Source organism: Pseudomonas sp. 9AZ (assembly GCF_902506525.1).
GTDB lineage: Bacteria > Pseudomonadota > Gammaproteobacteria > Pseudomonadales > Pseudomonadaceae > Aquipseudomonas > Aquipseudomonas peli.
This window is the reverse complement of record NZ_LR733840.1, coordinates 1,874,790-1,896,811: the sequence shown is the minus strand read 5'-3', so window position 1 is coordinate 1,896,811 and position 22,022 is coordinate 1,874,790. Positions and strand designations below refer to the sequence as shown.

At 62.1% G+C, this 22,022-nt stretch carries 19 protein-coding genes and 2 riboswitches; of the genes, 12 read left to right on the top strand and 7 right to left on the bottom strand.

The window, feature by feature from the left end:
• Window positions 1-30: 30 nt before the first annotated feature.
• The 7 genes from atpD to ALTER154_RS08800 all read left to right on the top strand — a co-directional run bounded on the left by atpD (window position 31) and on the right by ALTER154_RS08800 (window position 7,200).
• Window positions 31-1,407: a F0F1 ATP synthase subunit beta gene (atpD, locus tag ALTER154_RS08830; RefSeq protein WP_090378655.1), complete on the top strand. Its 1,377-nt coding sequence runs from the start codon at window positions 31-33 to the stop codon at window positions 1,405-1,407.
• An 83-nt stretch (window positions 1,408-1,490) separates the two neighbouring features.
• Complete coding sequence (locus tag ALTER154_RS08825; protein WP_090254171.1) at window positions 1,491-1,916, top strand: F0F1 ATP synthase subunit epsilon; 426 nt, start codon at window positions 1,491-1,493, stop codon at window positions 1,914-1,916.
• Window positions 1,917-2,046: 130 nt separating this feature from the next.
• On the top strand, window positions 2,047-3,411 hold the full coding sequence (gene glmU / locus ALTER154_RS08820) for a bifunctional UDP-N-acetylglucosamine diphosphorylase/glucosamine-1-phosphate N-acetyltransferase GlmU (protein WP_160086318.1): 1,365 nt from the start codon (window positions 2,047-2,049) through the stop codon (window positions 3,409-3,411).
• Between the two features lie 128 nt (window positions 3,412-3,539).
• The gene (locus ALTER154_RS08815) at window positions 3,540-4,307 is read left to right on the top strand and encodes a DeoR/GlpR family DNA-binding transcription regulator (RefSeq protein WP_160086316.1); all 768 of its coding nucleotides are present in this window, start codon (window positions 3,540-3,542) and stop codon (window positions 4,305-4,307) included.
• A 10-nt stretch (window positions 4,308-4,317) separates the two neighbouring features.
• Window positions 4,318-6,168: a glutamine--fructose-6-phosphate transaminase (isomerizing) gene (gene glmS / locus ALTER154_RS08810; protein WP_160086314.1), complete on the top strand. Its 1,851-nt coding sequence runs from the start codon at window positions 4,318-4,320 to the stop codon at window positions 6,166-6,168.
• 14 nt (window positions 6,169-6,182) lie between these two features.
• On the top strand, window positions 6,183-6,413 hold the full coding sequence (locus ALTER154_RS08805) for a hypothetical protein (RefSeq protein ID WP_160086312.1): 231 nt from the start codon (window positions 6,183-6,185) through the stop codon (window positions 6,411-6,413).
• A 25-nt stretch (window positions 6,414-6,438) separates the two neighbouring features.
• Window positions 6,439-7,200: a YoaK family protein gene (locus ALTER154_RS08800; RefSeq protein ID WP_160086310.1), complete on the top strand. Its 762-nt coding sequence runs from the start codon at window positions 6,439-6,441 to the stop codon at window positions 7,198-7,200.
• Window positions 7,201-7,221: 21 nt separating this feature from the next.
• Here ALTER154_RS08800 and cobM read toward each other — a convergent pair whose 3' ends face one another.
• Window positions 7,222-7,977 (bottom strand): precorrin-4 C(11)-methyltransferase, encoded by a 756-nt coding sequence (gene cobM / locus ALTER154_RS08795; protein ID WP_160086308.1) that lies wholly within the window; start codon window positions 7,975-7,977, stop codon window positions 7,222-7,224.
• Window positions 7,974-8,417, bottom strand: a complete 444-nt coding sequence (locus tag ALTER154_RS08790) for a cobalamin biosynthesis protein (RefSeq protein WP_160090082.1) — start codon at window positions 8,415-8,417, stop codon at window positions 7,974-7,976. The genes cobM and ALTER154_RS08790 overlap by 4 nt, the downstream gene beginning before the upstream one ends.
• A gap of 86 nt (window positions 8,418-8,503) precedes the next feature.
• Window positions 8,504-8,698: riboswitch (cobalamin riboswitch) on the top strand.
• A 100-nt stretch (window positions 8,699-8,798) separates the two neighbouring features.
• On the opposite strand from ALTER154_RS08790, the gene cobW reads away from it, so the two are divergent.
• The 5 genes from cobW (at window position 8,799) to cobF (ending at window position 16,212) form a co-directional block, all read left to right on the top strand.
• Window positions 8,799-9,854, top strand: coding sequence for a cobalamin biosynthesis protein CobW (gene cobW, locus ALTER154_RS08785; protein WP_160086306.1), 1,056 nt, complete (start codon window positions 8,799-8,801; stop codon window positions 9,852-9,854).
• Window positions 9,855-9,860: 6 nt separating this feature from the next.
• Entirely contained in the window at window positions 9,861-13,595 is a 3,735-nt protein-coding gene (cobN, locus tag ALTER154_RS08780; RefSeq protein ID WP_160086304.1) for a cobaltochelatase subunit CobN, read from the top strand.
• A gap of 144 nt (window positions 13,596-13,739) precedes the next feature.
• Entirely contained in the window at window positions 13,740-14,753 is a 1,014-nt protein-coding gene (locus ALTER154_RS08775; protein ID WP_160086302.1) for an ATP-binding protein, read from the top strand.
• On the top strand, window positions 14,735-15,442 hold the full coding sequence (locus tag ALTER154_RS08770; protein WP_372239947.1) for a VWA domain-containing protein: 708 nt from the start codon (window positions 14,735-14,737) through the stop codon (window positions 15,440-15,442). The genes ALTER154_RS08775 and ALTER154_RS08770 overlap by 19 nt, the downstream gene beginning before the upstream one ends.
• Window positions 15,439-16,212, top strand: coding sequence for a precorrin-6A synthase (deacetylating) (cobF, locus tag ALTER154_RS08765; protein ID WP_160086300.1), 774 nt, complete (start codon window positions 15,439-15,441; stop codon window positions 16,210-16,212). Before ALTER154_RS08770 ends, cobF begins: the two co-directional genes overlap by 4 nt.
• A 54-nt stretch (window positions 16,213-16,266) precedes the next feature.
• On the opposite strand, the gene ALTER154_RS08760 is transcribed toward cobF, so the two are convergent.
• The 5 genes from ALTER154_RS08760 to cobG are packed head-to-tail and all read right to left on the bottom strand — an operon-like array spanning window position 16,267 to window position 21,712.
• The gene (locus ALTER154_RS08760) at window positions 16,267-17,232 is read right to left on the bottom strand and encodes a hypothetical protein (protein ID WP_160086298.1); all 966 of its coding nucleotides are present in this window, start codon (window positions 17,230-17,232) and stop codon (window positions 16,267-16,269) included.
• Between the two features lie 37 nt (window positions 17,233-17,269).
• On the bottom strand, window positions 17,270-18,964 hold the full coding sequence (gene cobJ / locus ALTER154_RS08755) for a precorrin-3B C(17)-methyltransferase (protein WP_160086296.1): 1,695 nt from the start codon (window positions 18,962-18,964) through the stop codon (window positions 17,270-17,272).
• A gap of 36 nt (window positions 18,965-19,000) precedes the next feature.
• Window positions 19,001-19,753 (bottom strand): precorrin-2 C(20)-methyltransferase, encoded by a 753-nt coding sequence (locus tag ALTER154_RS08750; RefSeq protein ID WP_160086294.1) that lies wholly within the window; start codon window positions 19,751-19,753, stop codon window positions 19,001-19,003.
• Window positions 19,750-20,376, bottom strand: coding sequence for a precorrin-8X methylmutase (locus tag ALTER154_RS08745; RefSeq protein WP_090251038.1), 627 nt, complete (start codon window positions 20,374-20,376; stop codon window positions 19,750-19,752). Before ALTER154_RS08745 ends, ALTER154_RS08750 begins: the two co-directional genes overlap by 4 nt.
• Window positions 20,369-21,712 (bottom strand): precorrin-3B synthase, encoded by a 1,344-nt coding sequence (gene cobG / locus ALTER154_RS08740; protein ID WP_256665622.1) that lies wholly within the window; start codon window positions 21,710-21,712, stop codon window positions 20,369-20,371. Before cobG ends, ALTER154_RS08745 begins: the two co-directional genes overlap by 8 nt.
• 95 nt (window positions 21,713-21,807) lie before the next feature.
• Window positions 21,808-22,009, bottom strand: a riboswitch (cobalamin riboswitch).
• Between the last annotated feature and the right edge of the window lie 13 nt (window positions 22,010-22,022).

Genomic DNA, 22,022 nt, shown 5'->3' with positions numbered 1-22,022 from the left:
GCACGGTTCAAATATTCAGAGGAACCAAAGATGAGTAGCGGACGTATCGTTCAAATCATCGGCGCCGTTATCGACGTGGAATTCCCGCGTGATCAAGTGCCGAGTGTTTATGAAGCGCTGAAAGTAGTCGGCGCCGAAACCACCCTGGAAGTTCAGCAGCAGCTGGGCGACGGCGTGGTACGTACCATTGCGATGGGTTCGACCGAAGGCCTCAAGCGTGGCCTGAGCGTCGGCAGCACTGGCGCAGGTATCCAGGTACCGGTTGGGGTGAAAACCCTCGGCCGTATCATGGACGTGCTGGGCAACCCAATCGACGAAGCTGGCCCGATTGGCGAAGAAGAGCGTTGGGGCATTCACCGTGCCGCGCCTTCCTATGCCGAACAAGCTGGCTCCAACGAGTTGCTGGAAACCGGCATCAAGGTTATCGACCTGGTTTGCCCGTTCGCCAAGGGCGGTAAAGTTGGTCTGTTCGGTGGTGCCGGTGTAGGCAAAACCGTAAACATGATGGAACTGATCCGTAACATCGCCATCGAGCACAGCGGTTATTCCGTGTTCGCCGGTGTGGGTGAGCGTACTCGTGAGGGTAACGACTTCTACCACGAGATGAAGGACTCCAACGTTCTCGACAAGGTAGCCCTGGTTTACGGTCAGATGAACGAGCCACCAGGCAACCGTCTGCGCGTAGCACTGACCGGCCTGACCATGGCCGAGAAGTTCCGTGACGAAGGCCGTGATGTTCTGTTCTTCGTGGACAACATCTACCGTTACACCCTGGCCGGTACTGAAGTATCCGCATTGCTGGGCCGTATGCCGTCGGCAGTGGGTTATCAGCCGACCCTGGCCGAAGAAATGGGCGTTCTGCAAGAGCGTATTACTTCGACCAAGACCGGTTCGATCACCTCGATCCAGGCCGTATACGTACCTGCGGACGACCTGACCGACCCAAGCCCGGCGACCACCTTCGCCCACTTGGACGCCACCGTTGTACTGTCCCGTGACATCGCTTCCCTGGGTATCTACCCAGCGGTCGATCCACTCGACTCGACGTCGCGCCAGCTGGACCCGATGGTTATCGGCCAGGAGCACTACGACACCGCTCGCGGCGTGCAGTACGTACTGCAGCGCTACAAAGAGCTGAAGGACATCATCGCGATTCTGGGTATGGACGAACTGTCCGAAGCAGACAAGCAGCTGGTATCCCGTGCTCGTAAGATCCAGCGCTTCCTGTCCCAGCCGTTCTTCGTGGCCGAAGTCTTCACCGGTTCGCCAGGCAAGTACGTTTCCCTGAAGGACACCATTGCCGGCTTCAGCGGCATTCTGAAAGGTGACTACGATCACCTGCCAGAGCAGGCGTTCTACATGGTTGGCAGCATCGAAGAAGCTGTTGAGAAAGCGAAGAAACTGTAATCACCCGTGCGCCCGGCAACGGGCGCTTACGGTCTGTTTATTCACGTAGTAGTGGTTAAACAGATCGATACGTGAGGTTAGACATGGCTATGACAGTCCATTGCGACATCGTCAGCGCAGAAGGCGAGATCTTCTCCGGTCTGGTCGAGATGGTGATTGCGCACGGCAACCTGGGTGATATCGGTATCGCTCCAGGCCACGCGCCGCTGATCACCGACCTCAAACCGGGTCCGATTCGTCTGGTCAAGCTGGGTGGCGAAACCGAGGTGTTTTACATCTCCGGTGGCTTCCTCGAAGTTCAGCCGAGTGTGGTGAAAGTTCTCGCCGATACCGTGCAGCGTGCTGCCGATATCGATGAAGCTGCTGCTCAGGAAGCCCTCCGGGCTGCCGAGAATGCCTTGAATGAGAAGGGCGCGGAGTTCGATTACGGTTCCGCAGCCGCTCACCTGGCTGAGGTCGCGGCTCAGCTGCGTACCGTTCAGCAGTTGCGCAAGAAGTTCGGCGGTTAATTCCGACGCTTCATCGCAAACGAGTAAAAGGGTAGCCTTGGCTACCCTTTTTCTTTGCCTGCTGTTTTTACCTTTTCAGTTGGCCGGGCTAGGGATTTAGCCCGCCTTCGTCTGCCTGGAATCCGCTCTTATGTCGCTCGATATCGTTATCCTCGCCGCCGGCCAAGGCACCCGCATGCGTTCCGCCTTGCCGAAAGTGCTGCACCCGGTTGCTGGCAAAGCCATGCTTGGCCATGTAATCGACACCGCCCGCCTGCTGAAACCGCAAGGCATCCATGTGGTGATCGGCCATGGCGCGGAATTGGTGCGCGAGCGACTGGCGGCGGATGACCTGAATTTCGTGCTGCAGAGCGAACAACTGGGCACCGGCCATGCCGTGGCTCAAGCGCTGCCGGCGTTGAGCGCCGAGCGTGTGCTGATTCTCTACGGTGATGTGCCGCTGATCGAAGTGGAAACCCTGCAGCGTCTGTTACAGCAGGTCAGCGAACAGCAACTTGGCTTGCTCACGGTCAATCTGAACGACCCAACTGGCTACGGCCGCATCGTGCGTGATGAGCAGGGTGTGGTGAAGGCCATCGTCGAGCACAAGGACGCCAGCGCCGAGCAGCGCCTGATCCGTGAAGGCAACACCGGCATTCTCGCCGTCCCAGGGAAAAAACTGGGCGACTGGCTCGGTCGTCTGTCCAACAGCAACGCCCAGGGTGAGTACTACCTGACGGACGTAATCGCCATGGCCGTAGCCGATGGCCTGGTGGTCGCCACCGAACAGGCGGCTGACGAGATGGAAGTGCTGGGAGCCAACGATCGCATCCAACTTTCGCAGCTGGAGCGCCACTATCAGTACCGCGCCGCGCGCCGCTTGATGGTGCAGGGCGTAACCCTGATCGACCCGGCGCGTTTCGACCTGCGCGGTGAAGCCACGGTAGGTCGTGATGTGTCGATCGATATCAACGTAATCCTCGAAGGCCAGGTGGTGATCGAAGATGGCGTGCAGATCGGGCCGAACTGCGTGATCAAAAACTCGATCCTGCGCAAAGGCGCCATCGTCAAAGCCAACAGCCATCTGGAAGGTGCCGAAGTGGGTGAGGGTGCCGATTGCGGTCCGTTCGCTCGCCTGCGTCCAGGTTCGGTGCTGGGCGCCAAAGCCCATGTGGGTAACTTCGTCGAGCTGAAGAACGCCAAGCTGGGGGAAGGCGCCAAGGCTGGCCATTTGAGCTACCTAGGCGACGCCGAAATCGGCGCGCGGAGCAATATCGGCGCCGGCACCATCACCTGCAATTACGACGGCGCCAACAAGTTCAAGACCGTACTGGGTGAGGACGTGTTTATCGGCTCCAACAGCGCCCTGGTCGCTCCGGTGACGCTGGGTGATCGCGCCACCACCGGTGCCGGCTCGGTGATTACTGGTGATGTGCCGGATAACACCCTGGCCGTTGGGCGCGCTAAGCAGCGCAATATCGAAGGCTGGAAGCGCCCAGTGAAAATCACCAAGTAGGCTGCTTTGGCTGCTGTGTGAGCAGCAACACAAAAGGTGGCTCTGCCGCCTTTTGTCGTTTTCAGGCTTGACGAAAAAGCTTCATTAGGTTTTGATTCGCGCCAATATCTTTCGAATCGAAACTTAGCATGTCGAAACGCAACACTCCGCAGCGACGCCACACCATTCTTGCCCTGCTCGCCGAGCAAGGCGAGGTGAGCGTGGACGAGTTGTCGAAGGCGTTCGCCACCTCGGAAGTGACCATTCGCAAAGACCTCGCCGCCCTCGAAAAGAGCGGCCTGCTGCTGCGTCGTTACGGCGGTGCAGTACCCATGCCGCAAGAGCTGATCAGCGATATCCAGCCGATCTCTCAGTACAAGCAGGCCATCGCCCGTGCCGGGGTGGCGCGCATTCGCGAACATGCGCGGATCATTATCGACAGCGGCACCACCACCGCGGCGATGATCCCGCAGCTAGGCCACAAGCCTGGTCTGGTGGTGATGACCAACTCGCTGAATGTGGCCCGCGCCATCAGCGAGCTGGAGCACGAGCCGGTATTGTTGATGACCGGCGGCACCTGGGACCCGCATTCCGAGTCGTTCCAGGGCCAGGTCGCTGAGCAGGTGCTGCGCTCTTACGATTTCGACCAGTTGTTTATTGGCGCCGATGGCATCGACCTGAACCGTGGCACCACCACTTTCAATGAATTGCTCGGGCTAAGCCGAGTGATGGCGGATGTGGCGCGTGAAGTGGTGGTGATGGTCGAGAGCGACAAGATCGGCCGCAAGATTCCTAACCTGGAGCTGCCCTGGAGCGGTATCCATACCCTGATAACCGACGAACGCCTCAGCCCTGAGGCGCGTGAACAATTGACCGAGCGCGGCATCAAGCTGATTTGCGCGGCTGTTGAAGCTTAAGGAGAAGATTATGTGTGGCATCGTAGGCGCAGTCGCCGAACGCAATATCACCGCTGTGCTGGTTGAAGGCCTCAAGCGCCTGGAATACCGCGGCTACGACAGCGCCGGCGTGGCGCTGCTGACGGATAAAGGCGACCTCGACCGTCGCCGCCGCGTGGGCAAGGTCAGCGAGCTGGAAAGCGCACTAAGTGCCGAGCCGTTGGCCGGTCGCCTGGGTATCGCGCACACCCGCTGGGCCACCCACGGTGCGCCAAGCGAGCGCAATGCCCACCCACACTTCTCTGGCCATGATCTGGCAGTGGTGCACAACGGCATCATCGAGAACCACGAAGAACTGCGTGCCCAGCTCAAGGGGCTGGGTTACGTGTTCAGCTCCGATACCGACACCGAAGTGATTGTGCACCTGCTCGACCACAAGCTGAAAACTCAGCCGGACCTGACCGCAGCACTGAAAGAGGCGGTCAAGGAATTGCATGGTGCCTACGGTCTGGCGGTTATCAGCGCCAAGCAACCAGATCGCCTGCTCGCCGCTCGTAGCGGCAGCCCGCTGGTGATCGGCCTGGGCCTGGGTGAGAACTTCCTTGCCTCCGACCAGCTGGCTCTGCGTCAGGTCACCGACCGCTTTATGTACTTGGAAGAAGGCGATATCGCCGAAATCCAGCGCGACAGCGTGCAGATCTGGGATGTATCCGGCCAGCCGGTGGTACGCGAGAGCGTGCAATACCACGAAGGTGCGGAAGCCGCTGACAAGGGCGAGTACCGCCACTTTATGCTCAAGGAAATCCATGAGCAGCCCAAGGTCGTACAGCGCAATCTGGAAGGCCGTCTGGGTTCCGATCACGTGCTGGTTCAGGCTTTCGGTCCGCAAGCCGCCGAGCTGTTCGCCAAGGTGCGCAACGTGCAGATCGTTGCCTGCGGCACCAGTTATCACGCCGGTATGGTCGCCCGTTACTGGCTGGAAGGTCTTGCTGGGATTCCTTGCCAGATCGAAGTGGCCAGCGAGTTCCGCTACCGCAAGGTGGTGGTGCAGCCGGACACCCTGTTTGTCAGCATCTCCCAGTCCGGCGAAACCGCCGACACCCTGGCAGCCCTGCGCAATGCCAAAGAGCATGCGCCTGGCCAGGGCGGTTACCTGGCCAGCCTGGCGATTTGCAACGTTGGCATCAGCTCGCTGGTGCGTGAATCTGACCTGACCCTGCTGACCCAGGCCGGCCCGGAAATCGGAGTGGCTTCAACCAAGGCCTTCACCACCCAGCTGGTCGCGCTAATGCTGCTGACCCTGTCCCTCGGCCAGGTGCGTGGCACTCTGGATAAAGCTCTGGAAGCCGAGCTGGTGGACGAACTGCGCCGCCTGCCAACCCGCCTGGGCGAAGCCCTGGCCATGGACAGCGTGGTCGAGAAAGTCTCCGAATTGTTCGCCGAGAAGCACCACAGCCTGTTTCTCGGCCGTGGCGCGCAGTATCCGGTGGCGATGGAAGGCGCGCTCAAGCTCAAGGAAATTTCCTATATCCACGCCGAAGCCTACCCGGCTGGCGAGCTTAAGCACGGCCCGCTGGCGTTGGTCGACAGCGATATGCCGGTGGTCACCGTGGCGCCGAACAACGAGCTGCTGGAAAAGCTCAAATCCAACCTGCAGGAAGTGCGCGCCCGTGGCGGCGAGCTGCTGGTGTTTGCCGACGAGCAGGCCGGCATGAGCAATGGCGAGGGCACCCATGTGGTGAACATGCCGCACATCCACGACGCCCTGGCGCCGATCCTCTACACCATTCCGCTGCAGCTGCTGTCCTACTACGTCGCTGTGCTCAAGGGCACCGACGTCGACCAGCCGCGTAACCTGGCCAAGAGCGTAACGGTTGAGTAAGCAGGAGCCAGCTGATGCGGCGTGAAGATATAAAGAGCAAGCAGGCTCAGGGCGTGCTCTTTGATACCCATATCATCGTCAACCCGGCCAATACCCGGGAATGGATCGTGCTGTTGAAGAAAGGCGCGGGCACCAGCTTCTTTCTGGTCGATGACCAGGAGCAGGTGGAGTCCTTCGCTGATCTCAATGGTCTGATCGAAGAGCTGCGCCTACTCGGCATAAAGGGCGCGGAGATTCATCTCTAAGCCCTGCCGTTCACCCGAGGCACTTATGCCTATTCGCTATGCGAGAAGCCTGACCGGTCGTACGCGCAGTGTCGCAGCCAATCGGCATCTGGGTTTTGCCCTGGCTTTCGTTGCAGGAGCGATCAATGCCGGCGGCTTTCTTGCCGTGCAGCAATACACCTCGCATATGACCGGCATCGTCTCGGCCATGGCGGACAACATTGCTCTGGGTGCCTATAGCCTGGTGTGGAGTGGTCTCGGCGGTGTGCTGTCATTCCTACTGGGTGCAGCCTGCTCAACGGTGATGATCAATTACTCGCGGCGCCGCCAGCTGCACAGCGAATACGCCCTGCCGTTGCTGCTCGAGGCTGCGCTGTTGCTGTGTTTTGGCTTTCTTGGCGCGTCGCTGGCGCAGATTACCGGCCTGTTCGTGCCGCTGACGGTGATGCTGCTGTGTTTCATCATGGGCCTGCAGAACGCGCTGATTACCAAACTCTCCAGGGCGGAAATCCGCACCACCCATATCACCGGAATCATTACCGACATCGGTATCGAGCTAGGCAAGCTGTTCTATTGGAATCGCACGCGTGGCCCTGATATCGCTCGGGTGATGGCCGACCGCCAACGTTTGCGGGTGCTCAGCCTGTTGGCGCTGTACTTCTTCCTCGGCGGGGTGATCGGCGCACTGGGTTTTAACCACCTGGGTTATATCGCCACCGTGCCGCTGGCCTTGCTGCTGGTGTTATTGGCCAGCGTGCCGGCGCTGGATGATCTGCTGCTGCTCACACGGCGCGTATTGCGTCGATAAGCTTGGCCGACTGCCTGCTGCTTAGTCTTCTGCCGACCTGAACAGGTGGCGATGCTCGGCGTTGTACAGCGCCGAGTCGGCGAACTGTTCGGCGTGCAGCACGCGGCCGACGAGGATCAGCGCGGTGCGGCGAAAGCCCTTGGCGCGCACCTGTTCTTCGATGGTGGCCAGGGTGCCGCTGACCCAATCCTGATCCGGCCAGCTGGCGCGATGGACCACGGCAATCGGGCAGTCCGCGCCGTAATGCGGCAGCAACTCAGTAACGATCTTGCTCAGGTGCACCACGCCCAGGTGGATGGCCATGGTCGCACCGTGGCGCGCCAAGTCGCCCAATGCCTCGCCCTCGGGCATGTTCGACTTGCTCGCATAGCGGGTGAGGATCAGCGTCTGCGACACCTCGGGCAGGGTCAGTTCGCTTTCCAGCAGGGCGGCGCAGGCGGCGGTGGCGGTCACCCCGGGAATGATTTCGAAGGCAATGTTCAGCCGGCGCAGGTGGCGGATCTGCTCGCCAATCGCGCCATACAGCGACGGGTCCCCGGAATGCACGCGGGCCACATCCTGGCCTTTGCCATCGGCCTGGCGGATCAGCTCGATGATTTCATCCAGATGCAGCTCGGCGGTGTTGATCACCTGCTCGGCGCTATGGCCTTCGAGCACCGCTGCCGGCACCAGCGAGCCGGCGTAGAGAATCATCGGGCAGCTGCGCAGCAGGCGCTGGCCTTTGACGGTGATCAGCTCAGGGTCGCCGGGGCCGGCGCCGATAAAATAAACGGTCATGACACATCCTTGGGTGCAAGCGACGCCAGCGCACAGGTGGCGCTGGCGTCGCGGGTTTTCTCACCGAGCAACTGGGCTGGTTGGCCGCTCAGGCGTTCGGCTAGGGCCAGCGCACAGGGTTCAGCGACGGCGGGGCTGCCGGTGGCGGCCAGGGTAAGCGGCGAGCCTTGCACACCGTTCTGATAGGGCTGCAGTTCTTCCGCACTAAAGCAGCTCAGCTGCAAGCCGAGGCGCTCGGCCAGCGCCAGCAGGCCCGGTTCGTCACGTTTGTGCGTGATGCTCGCCAGCCCGGTTAAGTTATCCACAGTCAGCCCTTGTGCGTGCAGGCTGCCTATTAGCACTGTGGATAAGTCCTCTACGCTGCAGCCGCGGCGGCAACCCAGCCCGGCCACCACCTGAACAGCGGCAGCAAAGGGGTTATGAACAGGGCTGGGTATCATCAACAAGGCTCGGTGTGGGCGGCGGCGTAGCTCATCATGGCGACCGGCAACGGTCAACCGCGATTGACCGGCCGCCATGGCCTGCGTAGCCTTGTCGCGTTCGAGGTTCTGCACCCAGCGGGGTGCAGCTAAGAGGGAACAGGGTTGATGCCCTGGCTGCCCCCGCAACTGTGAACGGTCCAAAGCCCTTCGATACACCACTGCCGCCAGGCGGGAAGGTGAAGGGTCGCGCAAGGCGCAGACCGTGAGCCAGGAGACCTGCCTCGTCACGCTTTCGACAACCGGGCGGGGTGATCCGGTGGTGTTGGCTGACGCCTGCGTGGCTGTCATGTCTGTGCCGCCTCCTGCTCGTCTTTCTTTCGACGTCATGCAGGACTCGCCATGCAAACCCTCGCCAAACTTCCCGTCACCATCGTTACCGGCTTTCTCGGCGCCGGCAAAACCACCCTGCTGCGGCATATGCTCGGCCATGCCGACGGGCGGCGTATTGCAGTGATCGTCAACGAGTTTGGCGAGCTGGGCATTGACGGCGAAATCCTCAAGCAGTGTTCCATCGGTTGCAGCGAAGAAGAGGCCAATGGGCGCATCTTCGAACTGGCCAACGGCTGCCTGTGTTGCACCGTGCAGGAGGAATTCTTCCCGGTGATGCGCGAGCTGGTGGCGCGTCGCGGCGAGCTGGACCATATCCTCATTGAAACCTCCGGCCTGGCCCTGCCCAAGCCGCTGGTACAAGCCTTTAACTGGCCGGAAATCCGCAACGCCTGCACGGTGGATGCGGTCATCACCGTAGTCGACAGCCCGGCCGTGGCCGCCGGCACCTTCGCCGCCTTCCCTGATCAGGTCGATGCGCAGCGCAAGCTCGACCCCAATCTCGATCACGAATCGCCGCTGCACGAGTTGTTCGCCGACCAGCTGGCCAGCGCCGACCTGGTGATCCTCAACAAGGCCGACCTGCTCGACGCCGCCGCCCTGGCTGCGGTGCGCGCGGAAGTGGCGGAAGAACTGCCGCCGGCGGTGAAAATCATCGAAGCCCATGGCGGCGAGCTGCCGTTGGACGTGCTGCTGGGCCTGAACTGCGAGACCGAGCTGCATATCGAGGGGCGCAAGACCCACCATGATCTGGAAGGCCATGAAGACCACGATCACGACGAATTCGCCTCGTTCCACGTGGAACTGCCTGAAGCCGAGGAAGCGCGTTTGCTGCAAGCGCTGAAGGAGGCGGTCAGCAAACACGGCATTCTGCGCATCAAGGGTTTTGCGGCGATTCCCGGCAAGCCGATGCGCCTGCTGTTGCAAGGCGTTGGCCAGCGTTTCGACAAACACTTCGACCGCGCCTGGCAGGCCGATGAGCCGCGCATCACCCGCCTGGTGGTGATTGGCCAGACGTTGAATCAGGCCACTATCGAAGCCGAGCTTAACGCCGCGCTGGCAGGCTAAGCCCGCATGCACCTGCTGCGCACCCAGCCCGGCAGCCAGCTGCCGGTCGACAGCATTGCCGACCTTGGCCAGACCCCAGCCGAGCTGGTGATTCTGTGCACCGGCGATTCACATCTGTCGTTGCTGGCTGAAGTGGCGCGGCAGCTGCCGGCGGATTACCCCAGCCTGCGCCTGGCCAGCCCGGCGCAGCTGAGCAATCACGCTTCGGTGGATCTCTACGTCGAGCAGGTGTTGCAGCATGCCAAGGTCATCCTGATTTCCGTGCACGGCGGCGTCAGTTATTGGCGTTACGGCATCGAGCGGCTGGTCGAGTTGGCCGAGCGCGGTGCGCAGGTGATTATGGTGCCGGGTTGCGACAACCCTGATCCGGAGCTGATGGCCTTGAGCACTGTGCCAGTGACCGAGGCTGAGCGGCTTTGGCAGTTTCTCCGCCAGGGCGGTGCAGGCAATGCGCTGCAGCTGTTTAACTGCATCGCCAGCCAGTGGCTGCAGCGCGAGTATTCTTGGGTAGAACCGCAGCCGCTGCCGCGCGTGGGCCTGTATCACCCGCACTTGGCCAATCCGAGCCTGGCCGATTGGCAAGCCAACTGGCAGGTTGATGCGCCGGTGGCGGCGCTGCTGTTCTACCGCACCCAGGTGCAGGCGGCGAATACCGGGTTTATCGATGTGTTCTGCCAGCGTTTGCAGGCCCAGGGCCTTAATCCGCTGCCGATTGCCGTGGCCAGCCTTAAAGAGGCGGCTTGCCTGGCCCAGGTCGAAACCTGGCTGGACGAGACTGACACTGCGCTGATCATCAACACCACCGCATTCGCTTTATCCAACCCGGAAGCGCCGAGCGCACGGCCCTTTCGCCGTGATATCCCGGTGCTGCAAGCCATTTGCTCGCTGGACAACCACGGACAATGGCAGGCCAATGCCCAGGGCCTAGGCGGTCGCGACCTGGCCATGCACATCGTGCTGCCCGAGCTGGACGGCCGCCTGATCACCCAGCCGATCAGCTTTAAGGGCTTGGCCTGGCGCAGCGAGCGTAGCCAGAGCGATGTGGTCTGTTACCAGCCCCATCTGCCGGGGATGGATTTCGTCGCCGAGCTGGCGCGCAACTGGATTGCCCTGGCGCACAAAGCCAACGCTGACAAGCGCATCGCCCTGGTGCTGGCCAACTACCCGACCCGCGATGGGCGCATCGGCAATGGCGTCGGCCTGGATACCCCGGCGGCGGCGCTGAATATCCTCAAGGCCCTGCAAGAGCAGGGCTACCCGGTGGATAACCTGCCGGTGAGCGGCACTGCACTTATCCACAGTCTGCTCGGCGGGGTGACTAATGACCTCGATAACCTCGACCTGCGCCCCTGTGCGCAAAGTCTGGCGCTGGCCGACTACCTGGCTTTTTTTCACAGCCTGCCGCTGGCCAACCAGCAGGCGGTGCTGGCGCGCTGGGGCAGCCCGGAGCACGACCCGATGTTCCGCAGTGGTCGGTTGATGATCGCCGGCCTGCGCTTTGGCCTGACCTTTGTCGGCATCCAGCCGGCCCGCGGTTATCAGGTAGACGCAGCGGCGGTGTATCACGATCCCGATCTGGTGCCGCCGCACGGCTACCTGGCGTTTTATTGCTGGATTCGTACGGCATTTGCGGCGAACGCCGTCATACACGTAGGAAAACACGGCAATCTGGAATGGCTGCCGGGCAAGAGCGTTGGCCTGTCCGAGCAGTGCTGGCCGAACGCGATTCTCGGCCCGCTGCCGAATATCTACCCCTTTATCGTCAACGATCCGGGCGAGGGCGCCCAGGCCAAACGCCGTACCCAGGCGGTGATCATCGACCATCTGATGCCGCCGCTGACCCGTGCGGAAAGTTACGGCCCGCTGCGCGATCTGGAGCGCCTGGCCGACGAATACTACGAAGCCAGCCAGCTCGACCTGCGCCGCGCCGCCGAGCTGCGTGGCGAGATTCTGCTCAAGGTGCGCGAGGCCAGCCTCGATCGCGAGCTGGGTCTGCAACTCAACGCAGACCCCAATAGCTGGCTGCCGCAGCTCGATGCCTACCTGTGTGATTTGAAGGAATCGCAGATCCGCGATGGTTTGCATGTATTCGGTGAATCACCGGCCGGCAAGCTGCGCCGCGACACCCTGCTGGCGCTGTTGCGTATTCCCCGTGGCGACGGCCAGGGCGGCAACGCCAGCCTGCTGCGCGCCCTGGCCCACGATCTGGAACTGGACTTCGATCCGCTCGATTGCGAGATGGCCGCGCCTTGGCAGGGCGCGCGCCCGGCAGTGTTGCAGAGCCTGAGCGATGACAGCTGGCGCAGTGCCGGAGATACCCGTGAACGCTTGGAACTGCTGGCCTTGCAGCTGATTAGCGCGGCGGATTTTGAGTCCGTGGGTGCAGAAAGTACCCAGGTGCTGCAGCGTTTGCGTGAGCAGATCGCGCCGTTGCTGGATGCCTGTGGCCTGGCAGAAATGCACGCCCTGCTGGCGGCGCTAAGCGGGCGTTTTGTTCCCGCCGGGCCCAGCGGCGCGCCGAGTCGCGGGCGGCTGGATGTGCTGCCCACCGGGCGCAACTTCTACAGCGTCGATGTGCGCAACCTGCCGACGCCGACCGCCTGGCGCATCGGCGTGCAGGCGGCGGACCGTCTGCTGGAGCGCCATCTGCAGGACCATGGCGACCACCTGCGTCAGCTCGGCCTGTCGATGTGGGGCACCGCGACCATGCGCACCGGTGGCGACGACATGGCCCAGGCCTTGGCGCTGCTCGGTGTGCGCCCGGTGTGGCAGGCCGGCAGCCAGCGCGTCGAACGCTTTGAAGTGTTGCCGCTGGCGCAACTCGGCCGCCCACGGGTGGACGTGACCCTGCGCGTGTCCGGGTTCTTCCGCGATGCCTTTAGCAACCTGATCCGCCTGTTCGACGACGCGGTACAGGCGGTGGTTGATCTCGATGAGCCGGAAGAGATGAACCCGCTGTCGGCGCGGGTCTGGCGCGAATCCCTTACCCTGCAGGACAGCGGCCTGGATGAAGCCGAGGCGCGTAAGCAAGCCGGCTGGCGGGTGTTCGGCTCTAAGCCCGGTGCCTATGGCGCGGGCGTGCAGAACGCCATCGAAGAACGCCTGTGGCAAACCCGCGAAGACCTCGCCGAGGTCTATCTGAATTGGGGCGGCTACGCCTACGGCACCCACAGCGAAGGCACCCCGGCGCGCGCGCAGTTCGCCGAGCGCCTGGAGCAGATGCAGGCGGTGCTGCACAACCAGGACAACCGCGAGCACGACATTCTCGATTCCAACGACTACTACCAGTTCCAGGGCGGCATGCTCGCGGCCGTGGAAACCCTGCGCGGCGCCAAGGTGGCCAGCTACCACGGCGACAACAGCCAGCCGGACACGCCGCGTATCCGCACCCTGAAGGAAGAACTCAATCGCGTGGTGCGCGCTCGCGCGGCCAATCCCAAGTGGATCGACGGCATGAAGCGCCACGGCTACAAGGGCGCGTTCGAACTGGCGGCGACCATCGACTACCTGTTCGCCTTCGATGCCACCAGTGAGCTGGTCGATGACCACCAGTACGCGTTACTCACCGATGCCTATCTGCTCGACAAAGACACCCGCGACTTTATCCAGCAACACAACCCCGGCGCCCTGCAGGACATCCTCGAACGCCTGCTCGAAGCCCAGCAACGCGGCCTCTGGCAAGATCCCGGCGAGTACCGCGAAGCCCTGGAAAATCTGCTGATTGATAGCGAGGAAAGCTGATGCAGGTGCCGCGCTGTTTATTCTCCCCTCGCCCATTTATGGGAGAGGGGCCGGGGGAGAGGGTAAGTCGTTTTGCCGTCTCCCCAACCCTCTCCCGCAAGCGGGAGAGGGAGCTAAAGCAACCCGCATACGCAGGATATAGCCATGACCGATAGCCACTTTCCCCTCGCTGCCGTGGTCGCCGCCGATGACCTGAAACTTGCGCTGTGTCTGGCGGCCATCGATCCGGCGATTGGCGGTGTGCTGATCGAAGGGCCGCGCGGTATGGCCAAATCGACCCTGGCCCGTGGCCTGGCCGATCTGCTGGCCAGCGGCACCTTTGTCACCCTGCCGCTGGGCGCGAGCGAGGAGCGCATCGTCGGCACCCTCGATCTGGACGCTGCGCTGGGCGAGGGCCGCGCGCAGTTTTCTCCCGGCCTGTTGGCCAAGGCCAATGGCGGCGTGCTGTATGTCGATGAGGTCAATCTGCTGCCCGATCATCTGGTCGACCTGCTGCTGGATGCCGCCGCCAGCGGGGTCAACCATATCGAGCGCGATGGCATCTCCCATCGGCATGCCGCGCGCTTTGTGCTGATCGGCACGATGAACGGCGAGGAGGGCGAGCTGCGCCCGCAGCTGCTCGATCGCTTCGGTCTTAACCTGACCCTGGACGCCCAGCCGCAACCGGCCCAGCGCGCCGAAATCGTCCGCCGCCGCCTGGCCTTTGATGCCGATCCGCAGGCGTTTCTGCAGCGCTGGCAGGTGCAGCAGGATGAGCTGCGTGAACGTTGCCAGAGCGCCCGTGCGCGGCTGGCGGCGATTCCACTGGATGACGCCGCTCTGGAGCAGATCAGCCAGCGCTGTTTCGCCGCCGCCGTCGATGGTCTGCGCGCCGATTTGGTCTGGCTGCGCGCCGCCCGTGCGCATGCCGCCTGGCGCGGTGCCGAACACATTGAATCTGTGGATATCAATGCGGTGGCAGACTTCGTGCTGCGTCACCGTCGCCGGCAGAATCCGCCGCCTGTCGCACAACCGCCACAACCCCAGTCGCAATCTCAGCCCAGCAGCGATAAGCCCAGCGAGCAGCCGCAAGGCGAAGGCCAGTGGGGCGAATTACCCGCCCAGGCGCAAAGCCTCGGCGAACGGCGTGAACCGCCGCGCTGGGCAAAAAAGCCCTAGGCATCCGCCCGCGCACAGCCCCAGGCGCGGATGCCCGGGCCGCTCCCGGCAAATTAGGCAATGGTCGCAACGGTGCCAGTCGCAGTGGCGCGACGGGTCGTATCGACTGGCCGGCGAGCCTGCTTAAAGGCCGCCCGCGCAGCCGGCAGGATCTGCTGTTGCGTCCACGCAGCAGCAAGCCGTCAGAGCTCTGGCTGGTAATAGTCGACGCCTCGGCCTCGACCCGTCGCCATGGCGCGCTGAGCAAGGCCAAGGGTTTGCTCAGTGAAGTGTTCGAGCAGGCACGTCGGCAACGCGCGCGCCTGGCCGTGCTGCACGCCACCGGCCGCCAGGCGCAATGGTTGTGGCAGGGACAGAAAGCCTCCCAGGCATTGCAAGATTGGCTCGCCGAGCTGGGCGCGGGCGGCGGCACGCCGTTGCTGGCTGCCATACATCAGGCCGCCGACTGGCAGGCGCGGCGCCAGCGGTTGCATCCGGCCGAGCGTCAGCGTGTGTTGATCATCACCGATGGCCGTTTGCGCGACTGGCCGGCGTTAACCCCGAGCGCCTGCCCGGCGCTGCTGGTGGATATCGAAAGCGCGCCGATCCGTCTCGGCCGCGCGCGCCAATTGGCCGTCGAGTTGGGTGCCGACTACCGACATATTGATTCGCTGCCGGTTGTAGCCGGCAGCCTGGAGACTGCCTTATGAAAACCCTGTTGATAATCGGCATCGGTGCCGGCGACCCGGACTACTTGACCGTGCAGGCGATCAACGCGCTCAACCGCACGGACGTGTTCTTTCTGATGGACAAGGGCAGCGCAAAGGACAGCCTGATTGGCCTGCGCAAGACCATCTGCGAGCGCTTTATCCTGGGCCGCGATTACCGCTTTGTCAGCGCCGACTGCCCGGAGCGGGTGCGCGATGTGCCGGACTATCGCGGCAGCGTGGTCGACCTCAATCAGGACAAGCAGCAGGTGTTCGAGGGCATGATTCGCGAGCAGATGCGCGATGGCGAAACCGGCGCATTTCTGGTCTGGGGCGACCCGGCGCTGTACGACAGCACCCTGCGCATCGTCGAACAGATAGTTAGCAACAGCAGCGAACAGATTGAATACGAGGTGATCCCCGGCATCACCAGCCTGCAAGCCCTGGCGGCCAAGCATAAGGTCTGCTTTAACAGCATCGGCCAGGCCTTCCAGATCACCCCGGCGCGGCGCCTGGCCGAAGGCGGTTTTCCTGAGGGGCTGGACAGCGTGCTGGTGATGCTCGACGCCCAGGACACCTACCAGCGCTTTGCCGACCAGGCCATGCAGATCTACTGGGGCGCCTATATCGGCACCCCGGATGAAGTGCTGATCGCAGGCCCGCTAAGTGAGGTCGCCGAAGCCATCCGCACCCGCCGCGCCGAACTGCGCGAGCAGCATGGGTGGATTATGGATAGCTATCTGTTGCGGAAGCTGGGAAAGGAGAGTGCTTGAGGGATTGGTGGACAAGCGAAGCGTTGTCCACCATAGATTTCCTCGGGGCGTTTACTAACCTATTTGTTCTATCTTCACTGAGTCAAATTTAATATCGCCATCTATTTTTGTTATTGAGATGCAGGATTTTTTTAAGAATTTGCTCTCTCTTCCTAACCATCTACATATCTCGGCTTTTTCATCTTCTACCAATATTTCATCATTGAAATATTGGTATGAGAGTAAGTCTTGTGTCATGCCTGCTGCTAAGTCAGCTAAGCTTAAAAGGTCTGTAAAGTGTCCAGGTTTCTCAAAGGTTTTTGCAAATCCAAATAGCGGATAACTCTTGTCGGTAAATTCTGATAGAAATCGAATGAAATGTTGTTGTGATTGGCTAAAATTTCCTTTTTTGCCTTCTTCATTTATTTTGTCAGTATCGCTTTGCCAAAGTATTTTATGTGCGTTAGTAGTTGTCAGGTCGAGTAGCAAAACAATTATGCAGTATATCCTATACATTCTTTCAAGCTTTTGGTGACTCCAGTCTCCGCCAGAATCTATTTGTTTTGAAAGCTGAAGAAGATTGTTTTTAGCTCCTGTTTTATCAGCAGCAAAAACACTCTTAATGTTGTTATCTATGCAGACCGTAAGAATAAGGCCATGGATATATTGGTCAGCGATTTTTAGATAGTCTTTTATAGATCTTTTTAGCGGGCCGAAAGAGATATCTTTATACGATATCTCTTTTTCTCCAAGAGAGTGTGATTCGCGAAATAGCATAGATTCTTTTTCAAAAACTGATGACTTGTCGCCGGACATCAAGAGAAAAGAGTACGTACTAAATCTTGCGCCTTTATGGTCGCCGCTGTAGTCAGAAAATATATATATGGAGCTGTCTTCTTCGAAATTAGGTAGTTTTTCAAAGCCTTCAAGTTGAATTGCTAGGTGTTTTAAATAGGTGGCCCAATCTTCATTGAATTTACTAAGCTTGAAGGGGCCGCTCTTGAAAGGCTCAGCTAAAAAAGGTTTTCTACGATTGCTCACAATACCAAGCCCATCATTTGTTCTATTCGATAGGGCGTTACTTTACGGCATTATTTTCCTGATGGATTCCGTTGTCCGAAGGATAACTCCGCGGCGTATACACCCACTCCCCACCCTCGGTACGGGGGAAGCGGCAGGTCTGGCTGGAGCCGATAATCACCAACGTGCGCATATCGACCATTTCTGGGGTGAGTTCGCCCAAGGTTAGGGTGCGCAGGGTTTCGCCGGGGCGGCCGATATCGCGGCCGAGCACCACCAGGGTTTCCGGCGTGCGTTGCTGGCGTAGAATGTCTAGCGCGCTGCCGAGCTGCCAGGGGCGGGCTTTGGAGATGGGGTTGTAGAAGGCCATCACCAGGTCGGCGGCGGCGGCGTGGGCCAGGCGTTTTTCGATAATCGCCCAGGGCTTGAGGTTGTCCGATAGGGAGATCAGGCAGAAGTCGTGGCCCAGTGGTGCGCCTGCTTTGGCGGCGGTGGCCAGCGCAGCGGAAACGCCGGGGAATACCTGTAGATCGACGCGCTGCCATTCTGCGTCGACCGATTCATGCAGGGCTTCCAGCACGGCGGCGGCCATGGCGAACACGCCAGGGTCGCCGGACGACACCACCACCACGCGCCGGCCGCTGGCGGCCAGCTCAAAGGCATGGCGGGCTCGCTGCATTTCCTCGCGGTTATCGGTGCAGTGACGCACCTGCTCCGGGCGCAGTGGGCCGGCCATCTTGATATAGGTTTCGTAGCCGAGCAGGTCTTGCGCCTCATCCAGCGCCTGGCGCGCGGCGGGCACCATAAATTCGGCGGCACCGGGGCCGAGGCCGATCACGGTCAGGCGGCCTCGCGGGCGGCCGAGTTGGTTGGCGTCGATCGGTGCGGCGGCCAGCAGCAGGCGCAGGTTGGCGTGCTGGCTATGCAGCGGCGGCAGCTGCGTGGCGTCGTCGACAAAGCGCAGCGGCAAGTTGAGCTGCGCGGCGGCGGCGTGCAGCTCGGCTTTGGCCATCAGTTCCGGCGCGGCCAGCAGGCAGGCCAGGCTCTGCGGTGCCAGGTTGCTGGTTTGCAGTGCCTGCTGCAGTTCGCTAAGTAAATCGGCGTTGGCCTGTTCGACCCACACGGCCACTTGCTGGGGGTGGATCAGCAGTTCATCGGCATTGGCCGCGCGGCTGTGCGGGCTAATGTGGATAACCCGGTTGGCCTGGTTATCCACAGGCAGCTTGGCCTGGGCCAGCCAGGGCGCGTCGCCCTCAATCCGCACGGCCTGGCCGCCGAGCAGGTCGCTGACAAAGCCTTTGCCTTGCTCAAGATCGGCCAGCATATAGCCGGCCGGCGGCTCCAGCAGGCAGGTGCCAAAACGCAGTTCGCCGCTGGTGGTGATCGCCGCGCTGACCTGCAGGTGCGCAGCAATCTCCCGCGCCATCCGGTTAACCCCGCCCAGGCCGCCGAGCAGCGGCACTACCGCGCTGCCATCTTCGGCCACGGCCAGCACGGGCGGTTCGCTGTCTTTCTCGCCGAGCACGGCGGCCAGGCTGCGAATCACGATACCGGCGGCGCACAGGACGATCAGCGGCGTACCGGTGCGGTAGAGCGCACGCAGGTTATCGCCAAAGTCCTCATAGGTCCGTTCAACGTCCGCCACCCGGCTGTGCAGGCCGTAGATCTCGGCCTCTGGATAAAGCACCTGGATACGCCGCGCGCAAGGCAGGGCGGAGGGGCCGAGGATGATGATGGCGGGAGCGGCGGTCATAAGGTGTTCCATAGTGGGCGGGGCGCGGTGGACGGATCAACCGCGCCATTTCTCGCCGGGGATGACGATCATCGAGAAGTAGGGCGAGGACATCGGCTCCACTTCATCCAGCGGCACGATGCGCTGGTTGCCCATGGTCGCGCGCTCGACGTAGTGCGCGCGCTGGTCGATACCCAGCTCCTGCAGCACGCGGCGGACTTTCTCGAAGTTGCGCCCCAACTTCATCACCACAGCAGCTTCGGCATCGCGCAGGCGCTGCTTGAGTTCGTCTTCGGGGAGCACGCCGGAGAGCACGCTTAACGATTGGTTGCGGTATACCAGCGGGGTGCCGAGCACCGAGGCGCAGCCGAGCATGGAGCACACGCCGGGCACCACCTCTACGTCGTACTGGCCGGCCAAACGGTCGTGCAGGTACATGTAGGAGCCGTAGAAAAACGGGTCGCCTTCGCAGATAACTGCTACGTCTTGGCCAGCGTCCAGGCGGGCAGCGATCTGCACCGCGCAGGTGTCGTAGAAGTCGCTGATCACATCTTCATAGCTGAGCGGCGCGGCGAGTTTTTCCGTGGTCACCGGGTACACCAGCGGCAGGCGCTGCTGGGTGTCGGTCAGGTGCTGTTCGATGATGCCGAAGGCGTTGCCGCCATGGCCTTTATTGGCTTTAGCCTTGGCCACAAAGTAGCCGACCACCGCTGCCGATTGCAGCAAACGCAGGGCTTTGAGGGTGATCAGCTCCGGGTCGCCGGGGCCGACGCCGATGCCAAGCAGACGGCCTTTTTGCACGCTCATCACTCCACCTCCGTGGCCAGGGCGTTGACCGCTGCCACCGCCATAGCGCTACCGCCACGGCGGCCGCGCACGATCACATAGGGCACGCCACGGCTGTCGGCGGCGAGGGCGTCCTTCGATTCCGCCGCGCCGATAAAGCCCACCGGCATGCCGATAATCAGCGCCGGTTTCGGTGCGCCGGCGTCGAGCATTTCCAGCAGGTAAAACAGCGCGGTGGGGGCGTTGCCGATCACCACCACGCTGCCTTCCAGGTGCTCGCGCCAATGTTCCAATGCGACTGCCGAACGGGTATTGCCCAGTGCGCGGGCCTGCTCAATCACGCCGTCGTTATGCAGCGTGCAGATCACCGGGTTGTTGGCGGCCAGGCGCGGGCGGGTGATGCCTTCGGCGACCATCCGCGCATCGCAGAGAATCGCCGCACCTTTGGCCAGCGCGGCGCGGCCGGCGGCACCGGCGCCGGGGGAGAAGCGCAGGTCCTGCACCACATCGACCATGCCGCAGGCGTGGATAACCCGCACGGCAAGCTTTTCCAGATCAGCCGGAATGGCGCTTAGGTCAGCCTCGGCGCGGATGGTGGCGAAGGACTGGCGGTAGATTTCCTGGCCGTCGCGGATGTACTCAAGCATCACTGTTTCCTGTTGCGCAGTGGGCGGCGAACCAGTCGCCGGCCTCGTCGATAGTCATGGCGCTGGCCAGCAGCTGACCGAAACCGGCCGCCTCGGGCGTGCGTTGATAAAGCTGGTAATGCCCGGCGCTGCTGGCCAGCAGGGTAAAGGGCGCGGTGTGCGCGGCGGCGCAGGAGCGTGGGCAGGCGCTGAGATGCACCTGCGGCCGCGCTGTGCTGGCGCGCAGGCGCTTGACGAGCAGCAAGGCGTCGGCTTTGCTGTCGGCCAGGCCCTTGGCGCAGGCGGTTGACCCGGTGCAGGCGATCAGATTGCTAAGTGGTTCCTGCGCATCGATCAGCAGGCCCAGTTCGCCCAGTGCGTGCAGCAGGTTGTCTGCCGAGTGCTCTGGGATATTCGGCAGCAGCAGACCCTGCCAGGGTGTCAGGCGCAGGCTGGCATCGCCGTAGTACTCAGCCAAATCGGCCAGGGCGTTGAGTTGCGCAGCGTCGATTCGGCCCAGACGTGAAGCGGCGGCAACCATGCAAAGGGCGTTTTGCTGCTGTGGATAAATGCCCATCGGCGCGCGTGGGCTGACTGGTTTGTGTTGCCAATCGGTCGGTGGCGCCTGCACGGAAAAGGGCAGGCGCGTTTGCAGTTGTTGCAGCAGTTGGTGGGCGGGAGTCACGCTTAGCAGCTGGCGCATCCGGCTGTGTTCGTTGCCAGCCAGATCGAGGAACAGTCTGAGTAGCTGTTCCACCAGCGGCACGGCTTGCTCAACGTCGACCACGCCCAGCGGCGTGTCAGTCGGGCAGCCAGCCAGGCCAAACGCCAGTCGTGCAGGCGTGCCCGGCAGTGCGCTTAGCCAGACATCGTGAGGGTGTTCGAGCATCGCCAGGGCTTCGCCGCCGTCCAGCTGAATGGCGAACTTGGCCGACAGTCCATGCAGCGCCGGGGTGGTTTGCAGCAGGTCGAGCAGCGCGGCGGCCAGTGGGCGGGTGTCGAGCAGGGCCTGCGGGTCGAGGCCTGCGGCGGGGCTGAGCAGCAGGTTGCGCACATCGTCGGCAGCCGGGTTGCTCGGGCCAAGGCCGGCAGCCAGCAGGCGCTCTATCAACTCGGCTTGCTGGCCGGGCAATACGCCGCGAATCTGCAGATTGCTGCGGTTGGTCAGCTCCAGCACGCCGTTGGCGCAGCGCTCGGCCGCCTCGGCGATGGCGCGAGCCTGCTGACTTCTGAGTACGCCGCCGGCCAGCTTGACCCGGCAGATGCCGCCATCCAGCGCTTGGACGATGCGCAGCAGGCCGGGGCACGCGCTAGGGCGTGGGTCGGGCAGGTCGGCGGAGGTTGGACGGTCGTGCAAAAAGGGTCACCAACAACAAAGACGCGGCGACCGAACCAGCGAAACCCGCCCACAGGGGATTTCATGGCATCGGTACACCCCGCCCGATGTTGGCACTCGCGACTAGCGTCGTCGGCAGGTCTCCTGGCTGACAGGTCATCATCTGGCGCGGCCTTCCCAGTTTCCCAGTGGCGCAGTGGCGGCAGACTCGCTGTTTACAGTTGCGGGGGCAGCTCGGTCACGATCAGCGGATCGCTCCGGATTCCCTCTTAGGCCCCTCGCACCATGGCGGTGGGCACCGACGAAGGCTGTATTATGCCCGCTTTGTTTG